Source organism: Protofrankia coriariae (genome assembly GCF_001017755.1).
GTDB classification, from domain to species: Bacteria; Actinomycetota; Actinomycetes; order Frankiales; family Frankiaceae; genus Protofrankia; species Protofrankia coriariae.
The window spans coordinates 1-11,703 of record NZ_JWIO01000070.1 but is presented as its reverse complement, the minus strand read 5'-3'; the positions used below and the strand labels follow the sequence as shown (position 1 = coordinate 11,703).

Annotated in this window: 9 protein-coding genes and 1 pseudogene; 7 read left to right on the top strand and 3 right to left on the bottom strand. The window is 67.7% G+C overall.

Annotated features, from left to right (window positions below):
* Positions 1-182 (bottom strand): annotated as a pseudogene (locus FrCorBMG51_RS23575) (helix-turn-helix domain-containing protein); the annotation flags it as partial.
* A gap of 822 nt (positions 183-1,004) precedes the next feature.
* Positions 1,005-1,190 carry a hypothetical protein gene (locus tag FrCorBMG51_RS23570; protein WP_047225201.1) on the bottom strand — a complete coding sequence of 62 codons (186 nt, stop codon included), beginning with the start codon at positions 1,188-1,190 and terminating at the stop codon, positions 1,005-1,007.
* 352 nt (positions 1,191-1,542) lie between these two features.
* On the opposite strand from FrCorBMG51_RS23570, the gene FrCorBMG51_RS23565 reads away from it, so the two are divergent.
* From FrCorBMG51_RS23565 to FrCorBMG51_RS23535, 7 genes are all read left to right on the top strand, one after another.
* Positions 1,543-1,923, top strand: coding sequence for an ArsR/SmtB family transcription factor (locus tag FrCorBMG51_RS23565; protein ID WP_047225200.1), 381 nt, complete (start codon positions 1,543-1,545; stop codon positions 1,921-1,923).
* Positions 1,920-3,572 carry an NRAMP family divalent metal transporter gene (locus FrCorBMG51_RS23560; RefSeq protein ID WP_047225199.1) on the top strand — a complete coding sequence of 551 codons (1,653 nt, stop codon included), beginning with the start codon at positions 1,920-1,922 and terminating at the stop codon, positions 3,570-3,572. Before FrCorBMG51_RS23565 ends, FrCorBMG51_RS23560 begins: the two co-directional genes overlap by 4 nt.
* Positions 3,573-4,693: 1,121 nt before the next feature.
* Positions 4,694-5,149 carry a tellurite resistance TerB family protein gene (locus tag FrCorBMG51_RS23555; protein ID WP_047225198.1) on the top strand — a complete coding sequence of 152 codons (456 nt, stop codon included), beginning with the start codon at positions 4,694-4,696 and terminating at the stop codon, positions 5,147-5,149.
* 29 nt (positions 5,150-5,178) lie between these two features.
* The gene (locus FrCorBMG51_RS23550) at positions 5,179-6,798 is read left to right on the top strand and encodes a wax ester/triacylglycerol synthase domain-containing protein (RefSeq protein ID WP_047225197.1); all 1,620 of its coding nucleotides are present in this window, start codon (positions 5,179-5,181) and stop codon (positions 6,796-6,798) included.
* Positions 6,799-6,979: 181 nt separating this feature from the next.
* Complete coding sequence (locus tag FrCorBMG51_RS23545; RefSeq protein ID WP_047225196.1) at positions 6,980-7,246, top strand: GlsB/YeaQ/YmgE family stress response membrane protein; 267 nt, start codon at positions 6,980-6,982, stop codon at positions 7,244-7,246.
* A 438-nt stretch (positions 7,247-7,684) separates the two neighbouring features.
* Entirely contained in the window at positions 7,685-8,593 is a 909-nt protein-coding gene (locus FrCorBMG51_RS23540) for a TerB family tellurite resistance protein (RefSeq protein ID WP_047225195.1), read from the top strand.
* Positions 8,594-8,732: 139 nt separating this feature from the next.
* Complete coding sequence (locus FrCorBMG51_RS23535) at positions 8,733-9,152, top strand: NUDIX domain-containing protein (protein ID WP_047225194.1); 420 nt, start codon at positions 8,733-8,735, stop codon at positions 9,150-9,152.
* A gap of 474 nt (positions 9,153-9,626) precedes the next feature.
* Here FrCorBMG51_RS23535 and FrCorBMG51_RS23530 read toward each other — a convergent pair whose 3' ends face one another.
* A complete protein-coding gene (locus FrCorBMG51_RS23530) occupies positions 9,627-10,853 on the bottom strand; it encodes a YibE/F family protein (RefSeq protein WP_047225193.1) in 1,227 nt (408 codons plus the stop codon).
* Positions 10,854-11,703: the final 850 nt, after the last annotated feature.

Sequence of the window (11,703 nt, the reverse complement as noted above, 5' to 3'; positions counted from 1 at the left end):
GTCTGCATGTGGCAGCCCAGCCCGGCGGCGATGGTACTGGTGCGTTCACCGTCCCAGCTGGCCACGATCATCTTCGCCCGTATGATCCAGTCGCCGGGAGCGTGCCGCGACCCGGCCAGCTTCCGGATCTTCCGCTCCTCCTCCGTGTCCGCGGGAGGGCGTGCATACAACAACTTCGGCATGACAGATCGCCTCCCCACCAGGATCCCACCGGCACAGACGATCTACAACCGTAATGAGGAACGTTGCACTAGCCTGGCCGTCGGAATGAGGTGAGCGCGTGCGCCGGGTTGCCAGCACATCACTGTCCTGTCCGATGTACTCAAACTCGCCCCCGCCACCATCGAGTTCGGCTCCATCCGAGACCGAAAGAGAGGGAACCGGCCAGCGATCAATTTCCTCAGTTAATCTGGAGCCTTCCATTCCCTAGGTTGGCCCACTCAAGCGTTTAGGTCTATACGGGGAGGCGAAGAATCAACCGGGATAAACCCGACACTAAAAACCTAGCTGAAGGGCCGGGATGATCGCCGACTTAAATTGTTATTCACGCCTCCCTTCTCCGAAATAGACAGCCGAAGCCGCACCAAAGAAAGAGATACCCGGGAATGTTAGCGCAATAGCTAAAGGTCTGTTGCTTGCAAAAATGCGGGCGGTAAAGTTAAGTGAGATACGGGCATATACAAGCGCAGTGGTGTATCGAGATTTCTTTTGACGCAAGACTTCCTCTTTTTTGGATTTGACGAGGGAGTGGACCGATACACCCAGAGCGGCGACCGTCGGAATTAGGAGATAATGCATTTCCTGAGCGTGCCAGATAATCCGACACCTGTCAATATTCGACCGAGTGCAGTCTACCGCACTCGAATGGTCGCCAGTAAGCAAACAGAATCACGGGACCCAGGGCGTGAACGGAGCCGAAGGTGCCGCGGCGGACCGCCTGACGGGGATGATCCGACGCCGCGACCAGCACCGCGCACAGCAGCCCTGGCAGCGAGGGCGCCCCGTCAGCCCTGTCCGCCCGGCGTCATCTGCCCGCCGTGCATCAGATCCACACCACGCGCGGCGAGATCATCCGCTCCAGAGCCACCGGCACCGGCATGGTGATGATGGGCGGGCGAAGTGGACATCGCGAAGGCCACATGCAGACAGAACCGCGCCGCCATCACAAGACGCTGCGCGGTCACGCGCACCCGGCCAGCTCCCATCCCGCCCGCCAGATCACAGGAACCCGACAGTGGTGACCAGGAATGATGGCGGAGGGCGGTCGACACGGGGTGCGCGGCAACCGCACCGGACCGCGCGGCGCGGCGGGGAGGCGACCCGCACCGGAGGCCGCGTCGACGGCGCGGGTCAGGCATCACCTGGCGACCAAGGCACCGCGACGCCCACAGACAGCGGTGTAGAAGCAGGAAAGCCAGGCTCGCCAGGACCATCCATTCAAGGGTGGACGTGCGGTCAAAGTCCCCGCACCGAAACGTCACACGGCATGGACCACCCGGCAGGGCTGTCCAGCCCTCTCATCCACTCGTTTAGGCTGGTGAGGTGTCTCAGCCGGATTCGGGAGCCCGCCCGGCCCGCTCCCGGCTCGTGTTGGATGAGGCCGCGGCGGAGCAGGTCGCCGATGTCATGTTCGCGTTGTCGACCCCGAGCAGGGTGCAGATCCTGGCCTGTCTGACCCAGGGCCGGCGTTCGGTGGGCGAACTGGTGGACGAGCTCGGGTTGGAGCAGTCCTCTGTTTCGCATCAGCTGCGGGTCCTGCGTGAGCATGAGCTCGTCCGGGTGGAGCGGGTGGGGCGCCAGCGGATGTACACGTTGGCGGACACCGAAGTGAACACGCTGCTGGAATGCGCGGTCCGGCGGATCTCGGGGACGGGTGAGACGGGGCACGGACGGGGCAGGTCGTCCGGGCACGCAGTGGGATGACCACCACTCCGGAGGGAGAACGGTCACCGCAGGGCGTCGTCGTCCGCGGGTCCTTCGGTGCGCACGTCGAGCGGCGGTCAGCGTTGGACCGGGCGCACCGGGGAGACATCCAGGGCGCCTGGGGCACCCTCCGGGTGGTCGAAACCGGCCACCCGGTGCCGGCTCGACGGCGGTTGGCGGCGCTCGCCGCGGTGATGGGCCCCGGACTGATCGTCATGGTGAACGACGCGGGTGGTCTGTCGCTGTTCGCCCAGGCCGGGCACGATCACGGTCTCCAGTTGCTGTGGCTGGTGGCCCCGTTGGCGCTGGTGTTGTTCATCAACCAGGAGATGGTCGCCCGGTTGGGCGCGGTCACCGGCGCGGGGCATGCTCGGCTGATCTTCGAACGGTTCGGTCGCCGGTGGGGCTGGTTCGCCGTGGCGGACCTGATGGCGCTGAACGCCCTCACCATCATCACCGAGTTCATCGGTATCGCCCTGGCCTGCGGCTACTTCGGTATCCCGCGCTATGTCTCGGTTCCCGTCGCGGCGGTGGGACTGGTCGCTGTGACAGTGCGGGGAAGCTTCCGCGGCTGGGAACGCGCCATGTTCGCCGCCGTCGCGGGGAGCATGCTCGTGGTCCCGCTCGCGGTCGTCACGCTGCTCCGAACACGGGTGGACTTCCCTGGTCCCGCAGCTGCCGCCGTCACGGCGCCGCTGTCCACGCAGGGAGTTCTTTTCGTGATCGCCCTGGTCGGGACGACGGTGACGCCCTGGCAGCTCTTCTTCCAGCAGTCGAATGTGGTGGACAAGAGGATCACGAGTCGCTGGGTGCGCTATGAGCGTGTGGACACGGCCCTCGGCACGGGGCTGTTCGTGCTGGGGGCGTGCGCGGTTCTCGTGACCTGTTCCCATGTCCTGCATCAGCGTGCCGGCGGCCCGTTCGTCGACGCGGGTCAGGTGGCGTTCGGCCTGTCGTCCGCGCTGGGGGCGTGGGCCGGCGCGCTGTTCGCGCTGGCCCTGCTCAGTGGCTCCGTGGCCGGTGCCGCGGCGGTCTGCCTTTCGACGTCGTACGCGGTCGGAGACGCGACGGGTCTACGGCACTCCCTGCACCGGCCATGGCGGCAGGCACGGACGTTTCACGGCACCTTCGCGGGCCTGATCGTCGTGGCGGCACTGGTCGTGCTCCTGCCTGCCACACCGCTGGGGTTGGTGACCGTGCTGGCAAACGTACTCGCCGGTGTCCTCCTGCCGAGCGCGTCGGTCTTCCTGATCCTGCTGTGCAATGATCGCGCGGTACTCGGGCCCTGGGTCAACCCGCCGTGGCTGAATGTCCTGGCCACCGTCGTGGCCAGCGCTCTCGTCGTCCTGTCCGCGCTCCTCGTGATGACCACGCTCTTTCCCGGCGCGCCGGTCGGCACGATGGCTCTCGCCCTGAGCGTCGTCGCCGCCTGCGCCGTGGCCAGCCTCCCCGGTGCCCGGCGATCCTGGGCTCGGGCAGACACCGCTGCCGGCGTTCAACGGTCGAGCTGGACGATGCCCCCCGTGGAGTCGCTCGACCCGCCGCTTCCGTCACGGGCCCGCGTCCTCTGCCTGACCCTCATGCGCGCCTACCTTCTGCTCGTCGGCGCCGTGATCGTGGCGAAAGCCGCCCAGCTCCTCGGCGCCTGAACGGAGAGTAGCACCCACCAGGCCCATCGTTACATGAAAGATCCTTCATGCTACGATGACGACACAAGCCGGGGAGACTTGGCGTCCGGCGCGGCCAGGGAATGCACCCGCGTCGCCATCACCTGGCTTCTCCGCCCGGGTCGCCATCGGGGATTCCTCGCGGAGCGCCTCGGCGGGCGTAACGGCCCACAGAAGGAGTTCAGCTTGCCTGGTCAGCGTGAGTGGCAGCCCGACAGAGGCCCACGCCGTCGAGCTGCCCGCACTGGGATCATGCGTTGGGGCGGCTCCGGTCAGCAGGACGGACGCAACGGCCTGCACGGGGATGACACTGTGGATCGGGGCCTTTCGCGCGGATGACGGGCAACGCCACCCTGGCGCTCTGGCGTGCTCTCGCCACCGTCACCTCCTCACCGATCCACACCTGTTCCTTCCGGAGTAGCCGACGCTGTCGGCCATAGTCAGCGCCGTCCCGCCTACCGCGGCGAGCGGGCGTACGCGACCCGGGGCCTCCAGATGAACGCGGTTCCGCGTCGACCTCCCGAGGTCGCCCCATAGCCGAAGGCGGCACCGATCAGGGAAGGCCAGGGCGTGGCAGCCGCAGCCTGCGGGACTCCACGGCAACGATGTCGGACAGTCGACACGACCAGGTGGCCGAGGGGACTACCGACGCGAACATATGAACAATCGCTCATGGTACGGTGACGGCGTTCCACAGCGTGATGTTGCTGCGGGTACCGAGGGTGACCCTGGCCCACGATCGCCAGCCAACGCAGCACGTCGCTCCGCCCGCCTGCGCGGTTCAGGCTGCCGAAAGGAGACCGACAGTGGCGCCGCCTCGCGGGCTCCGCGTCCTTGAAGTCGGTCGACGCCGTCACTCCTGCGACCGGACCGCCGCCATCCACGCGGCGACAGAGGCCGAGCCGACCGCGGATCCGCCGCTCGACACCCAGCCCGCGAGTACCGCCGTCCTGACGGCTGGGGCGGGCGGACAGAGAGATGACCGCGGGCGTTCCCTCCCGACCGGCGTCCCAGGAGTTCCCATGCTACACGGCTGGTGACTGTCCGCGGCTCGCACACAAGTACTCCGCACCCGACGTCGAGAGAAAGGCCAGGGCAGCACGATGCCGATCTGGGACCGCCTGCGCACCTCCACGCAGACGATGCAGGGCCAGCTCACCGCGAAGAAGAACGAGCTCAAAAGCGGTGCCTTCCGAGACGCCAGCATGGCCGTGTGCGCCCTCGTCGCCGCCGCCGACGGGACCATCGACCCTGCCGAACGACAGCGCGTCGCCTCCCTGATCGCGACGAACGAGGTGCTGACCAACTTCGCGCCGGATGACCTGCACCGCCGCTTCGACGGCTACCTCGCCAAGCTCGCGCAGGACTTCGCACTCGGGAAGGTTTCCGTCCTCCAAGAGGTCGGGAAGGTCAAGAAGAAGCCGACCGAGGCCCGCGCCGTCATCCAGATCGGCATTGTCATCGGCGGCGCCGACGGCAACTTCGACAAGACCGAGCAGGCCGTCGTCCGTGAGGCGTGCTTCGCGGTCGGCATCAGCCCCGACGAGTTCGACCTGTAACGACACGTCGCCGAGTCGGCGAGGCACTCATGGTGAACCACGCAGCCGGCACGGCGACGCCTGCCGCGTCCATCCCGCTCGCGGCTTGGCCCGCCGCGCGGGGCCAGCGGCACAGGTCGGCAGTCGCCCGCGGCGGTCCGCTGCTCGGCGCGGTTCTGGTCGTACTCGTCGTGGTCGACCACGCACTCGTCGACCTGGGTGAATGGGTCCTGTCCGGCGCGGTCTGGCCGGCCACAGACCGCGCCCGACCGCGCCGCCAAAACCAGCGCCGTCTCGCTCCCGCGGACGAGTTCTTCCTGCACGTCGAGACACCCACCTATCCCCAGCACGTCGGCGGGGTCGCGGTCATCGACAGCACCAGCGGACCGTCACCGCTCGATCTCGCCCGACTTCGTGGGCACGTCGCGGGCCTCCTGCCCGGACTTACCCGGCTCACCCGGGGCGTCGAACCAGCCGGCCCGTGGCGGCACCACCGCTGGTCCGAACCCAGAGCGGTGGACCTCGACTGGCACGTCCGCGAGACGACGCTGCCAGCGGAAGCCGGCTGGCCCGCGCTGGCCGGCTTCGTCGCGGACCTCGCCTCCCGGCCCCTGGACCAGCACCGTCCGCTCTGGCGGATATGGCTCGTGCACGGTCTCGCGCCCGGCCGATGCGCGGTGGTCGTCGTCGTACACCACGCCGTCGCGGACGGACTCGGCCTAATCGCTCTCCTCCGGAACCTGCTGACCCCACCCGCCGGCCCCGCACCCCCGCAGCGGCCCACTCCGGGCCGGTTCACCAGAACCGCGACCGCGGTGGCCGGACTGGCGTCGCTGGCATCCGACCTCACCGCTGTGAGGTCACGTCCTTTCCCCGCACCGTGCGCCGACGACGAGCCCCTGCGCCGTTTCCAGGCCTATACCTGGCCGCTGCCATCCGTCCGCGCGGCGGCACGCCAGATGAACCTGCGGGTCACCGATCTTCTCCTGGCGGCAGTGGGTGAGGCGGTCCGCGCCTGCCTCGACGCACAGGGACGGCCACCGCAGAACGCGACGCTACGGACAGCCGTGCCCGCAACACTGCGGGCGCCCAGCCCTGCCGGCTACCTCGGACCGCCTGGCAACCTGACCGCGGGACTGCTCGTCAACGTGCCGCTCGGCCGGATGACCACCCGTGAACGCGCCCGGCACGTCGCTGAACAGACCAGCCCGCGCGCCACCGCACGAGCCCTCGCGGGCGCGGCAGTCGTCCGCGCCGCCGGCGCGCTGCCCGCCGCGGCGCACCGCATGACCGCCCGGCAGATGTACCGATCTCCCCGCTTCGACGCGATCGTCACCAACATGCCCGGACCCGCGGAAGCACTGCAACTACTCGACTTCCCTCTGTGTACCGTCCACCCGATCGTCCCCCTCGCCGCAGGCGTCCCGCTGGCTGTCGGCGCCATGGGATGGAACGGCCACTACTGCCTGAGCACCACCATCGACACGACCCGGCTCGACCCCACCACTGTCGGCACCGGCCTCAGCAATGCGTTCCAGGACCTCCTGGACAGATCATCTTCCATCGCCCTTTCCGTGCCTGGCCAACGCCGACATGCGCACCCACCGCACCCTCCCGCCCTCACGTCTGAACAGCGACCCCACCCATCACTGCCAGGCGGAACAGCGTGAGTTCGGCCCTCGCCCTCACCACTGCGCCGCCGGACAGTCGTACGCCCGACGCGGCGCGGCGCCCGAGGGCTGGGCCAACCGAAGCAGAACGCCTCCCTCGCAGCGGGCCTCCGGACCGCCAGGCCAGCATCACCTCATCACGCCCCACGCCCATCTCGCCCCACAGAGCAGAGAGGTCACCATGTTCCAGCTCATCTGGATCGTCATCGCCGGCCTGGTCATCGGCGCGCTGGCACGGCTGGTCCTGCGCGGCAGGCAGAACATCCCGATCTGGCTGACCATCGTCGTCGGGATCGTCGGCGCCCTCGTGGGAAACGTCCTCGCCAGCGCGATCGGTGTCCGCCATACCTCGGGCATCGACTGGATACGCCACTTCCTCCAGATCGGTGCCGCCGCCGCACTGATCGTTGCGCTCACACCCGCCTGGACCGCCTACCAGCGCCGTTGATGATCCCGAGGACGAGCTCAGCAGCCTCGTTCCAGCGGCCACGATCTACCTGCTTCGTGTGCGACCGCGCAGGTGACAGGGCTCACCGCCGCCAGTCGACAAGGCCGGCGGCAGGCGGATCCTTGCCCTCCCATGACGATCATCGAACGAACGACCGGCGTGCGTTCGGTGCGGCTGCCGCCTTCGAGTCACAGGCCTTCGCGGCAGGACAGCTCCAGCGACGCACAGAATCCCGTCAAGTAACCGGAATTCCTAGCACTTGGGCACAGCAGCTTTGCGATCAGCCACGGCGTTTCCGCTAGCCGTTGCCGCGCCTCTGCAACCATTCCAGGATTCGCCCGGATTCTTCCATCAATCGCCAGATTTCATCCACAGGAAGGCTGAATCGCGGACAATGGCCGTGGTACGCGCAGCGTTACGTCGGGAGGATTGACCGACATGGCATCCGTAACGGACCCGCTCAGGGTCGACGTCCGGCTCGTAGCACTGCGAGAGGATCGGATGCTGCTGGTCAGCAGACCTGGTCATCGATGGAACGTGCTACCCGGCGGGCTCGTGACCAGCGGGGAAAGAGTCGAGTCAGCCCTGGCCCGCCACGTCCGTGTCGACTACCGCTCCCTCGTCGAACGCTGTCACTTCGTCGCGGCCGTCGAACACGACGACGCCGAAGCGAGCAGATCGCCCCATTCCGGCAACATGCTGTCCCTGGTCTTCGCGACAGAATGGCCGGCGACCGCCAAGCCCCTGCATGTGGAGGGCGAGCTCGTCGAAGTCCACACCGACGCATTGCTCGCGGTACGGCTGGCGCCACGCCCAGTCGGGTGGGCGGTCCGACGATGGCTGGCGGAGAGCTGGCCGATCTGGCGCGGCCTGCGGTCATCCGCTTCCGCCCCTGGGCTACGCCCATCCGTGACATCATTACGCGCACAGCTGGCCGCGCGACGTGAGCAGCTGCGGAGCCGGCGGTTCCGCGATGCGGCGGTCGCCGTCTCCGCACTGGTCACCGCGGCCGACGGCTACATCGACCCGGCCGAGATCGACGGCTTTGAGGCGTTCGTGGCAACCGACCCCGTGATGTCGTATTTTTCGACCGACGATCTCCGGTCCGCGTTCCAGGCGCTACTGGAGGATCTGATACGAGACTTCGACACAGGGAAACAATCGGCGCTCACCGAGATCGCGAAGGTGCGCGGCAAGAGCGTGCAGGCCGCGGCAGTCGTACGCCTCGGCATCGTGCTGGGCGGCATCGACGGAGAATTCGTGTCCGAGGAACAGGCCGTCGTAGCCGAAGTGGCAAAACATCTCGGTCTCGACCCCGCCGATTTCGGACTGCCAGCCTCGCCCTAAAAACCCAACCGCTCGCATCGAGCGAGCTATCCCAGCACCGACATAAACATCATCTGCGCCCGCAGACCCAGCCAGACCGGAGGACTCCCGTGCAAACCACCGCGGCCGTGTCCGAGCTGCCACCTGACCGGCCGGCGTCGTGATCGAGGTCAGCGCCCGCCTCGTAGCATTCACCGAGGACCGGCTACTGCTCGCGAACCACCGAGGACAGACCTGGTATTTCCTGCCAGGGGGGAACGTCGAACCGGGCGAGTCTGTGGAGACGGCACTTCGCCGGGAGACCAACGAAGAGACCGGACTACGGGTCCGGGACATCGAGTTCCTCGGCTGCGTCGAGCACCTCTACGACGAAGGCGGCACCTCCTTCCACGAGATCAACCTTCTCTTCGCGGCGCAGGTGCCCTGGGGCACCGACATCGGCAGCCGCGAGGACGGGATCGACATCGTATCGGTCGCCTTCCACGACCTACCCACCCTCGACGTACGCCCCGCCGCGACCACCGTCGTAATAACGGACTGGGTCACCAGCAGACGTCCCAGCTGGAAGCCAGCCCCGTAGACCGATCCGTGCAGGGACTACATCACCGTCGGTCTGACGTTTCTTGTCCACCTCAGCAACGTCGCCACACTCGCGGCTGTCTCCGGTCTTCCGCCCGACCACCTTCGTGTTCCAAGTGATGGTCGAGTACACGATCGCCGCACCGCCGGGTGTTGTCTGCGTGCCCCGTGTGCGGACCCAGAAGACAAGTGACGATCTTTCTCCGGGTCCTCGACCGCTGACCCATCGGGACAGACCACGGAACACGCAAGACGTCGTTCCGGAGGTCAGGCGCACGGGTGACAGGCCGTCCGGCCGGTCCGGGCGGACTTCTTCGTCTCTTCGCTCCGAGTCTGCGGCGGCGTGGGCCAGACCGCATTCCTCGATAATCGGTCACTTCCAACACCGCCGGGATGGTGATGGTCTCGTGCTCCGGGGCCGGTCCGGCAGGGTCGAGCCACGCACCGATTCACCGACGAGCCCGCACGGCAGGCACTAACTGCGCCTGTAGGTGAGAGGTTGAGTGTCGGCACCGCCGTGACCGCCAGGGGCCACATCGGCCGTGTCCGTGTCGGTCAGGGGGAGTTCGGGGCTTGGAGGGTGTCGTCGTGATGCGGCGAGCGCGGCGATGACCGTGGTCAGGGGCACCGAGGCCACCAGGCCGACAGTGCCGGCTGCGGTCCGCACGATCTCGGCGCCGACGAGATCGGTGGCGGCCAGATCGGTGCTACTGCGATCGGCGAGGGTGAACAGAAGCAGGGTCGGGAGAGCGGCACCGGCGTAGGCGAGGACAAGGGTGTAGACGCTGGAGGCGATGTGGTCGCGTCCGACGCGCATCCCGGAGCCGTGCAGGTGCCGCAACGAGGCGTGCGGTGCCGCGTCGGAGACCTCCCAGACCGCGGCAGCCTGGGTGATCGTCATGTCGTTGATCAGACCGAGCGAGCCGATGATGACACTGGCGAGCACGAGCCCCGGAAGACTCAGCTGGCCGGCGAACGCCTTGAGCATCACGTCCTCGTCCGAACCGAGCCCGGTGATGCGCGCGAGGTCGATCGCCAGGGCACCGAAGGCCCCGGCGAGAGCCATGCTGGCGACGGTGCCCAGCAGCGCGGCGGTCGTACGGGCAGACACACCATGGGCGAGGTAAAGCAGGACGACAACCAGGGCGGTGCCTGTCGTCATGGCGACCGCGACGGGAGAATGTCCGTCGAGCAGGGACGGCAGCGTGAACTTGACGATCACGAGGTAGCTGAGGACGAGGCCGACGAGTGCGGCCAGTCCGCGCCAACGGGCGACCGCGACGACCATGGCGGCGGTGAGGAACGCGATCCAGCCGATGGGTGCGGAGCGTTGGAAGTCCGCGACGTAGTAGGTCGCCTGGCCCGCGATGTTGGTGGTGGGGGCGAGCCGGACCTTGTCCCCCGCTTTCAGGATCGGCCCGGTGGGGTCGACGAGAGTATCGAGGTGAAGCCGGGCGCTGGATCCCGACGCATCGTCCAGGACGACGTCGATCTGGTCGCAGGTCCCCTGGGATGCTCCTGCACCGGTCAGGTCGGGGCAGGGACCCCGGCCGGCGCGTTCGACGGTGGCGTCAACGAGCTGACTGGCGCCGCCCACCAGACCACGGAGATCCTCGGGGGTTTCGCGGGCGCCGCCAGACGGCCAGAGCAGGACCACGCCGGCCACGGTGAGGATCAGGAACAGCGCGACCGTCGCCGACATGGCGATCGTGGCTGGCCGCGACGTCTCACCGGTTCCGCCTCCGCCGTGGTGATGTCCATGTCCCATGGGTCCCGAGTGTGACCGTTGAGCATGGCGCCACCGGAGGCCAGGTGCCCTCTGTGTTCCATCGCCGGTGCCACCACGGGAGGAGCGCTCCGTGGACCGGCCGCCGCACAAGCGGACGGTCCACCGGCCCCGATCCTGAGCACCGTTGCAGGTCACGGACCCGGCGTGACCGGACCGGCCGGGCCCCGTTGCCACACAAGGCCCATACCTTGTGGCAACGTCCGTGGACGCAGGCCTCGTGACCTCCCACCCGAAAAGCGGATGGTCAACTCCACCGTTTACGCAGGTCAACCGGGGTGGCAGACAGGCCGCCGTCAAGATCACGCGACGCCGTTGCCACACTCGTTGCCATACAATGATCAAGAAGTGATCGAAAAATCCGGCTATTTCCGCAGGTCAAAACGGTGGGCAGGGGCGGGGTCGAACCGCCGACCTTCCGCTTTTCAGGTGCGGAGCGTGGTCCCGCTGTGGTCCCTGGTCGTCCACTGTGTCTGCTCGGGTGGCCTCGTCCGTCCATGCTCGTCTACCGTCGTTCGCTGCCGTTGCCGTCAGCGTTGCCGTCAGGCTTCCGCCTGAACTGAGCCGAGACGGCGCGTGGATGCCGGCCGCGACCCCTGCCTTGCAAAGTCGGTACAGTCCGTCCGCCGGTGTCCGGAGTCGTCCGCACAGTCGGCATGGCCTGGGCGCCGACTCCGCGTCTGTTCGTCGGCGTCCGCTGATGTCCGCCGGCTGGGCTACACACTTGGCTACAGACCCGACGTGCCAACCTCACAGATCCGTAGCC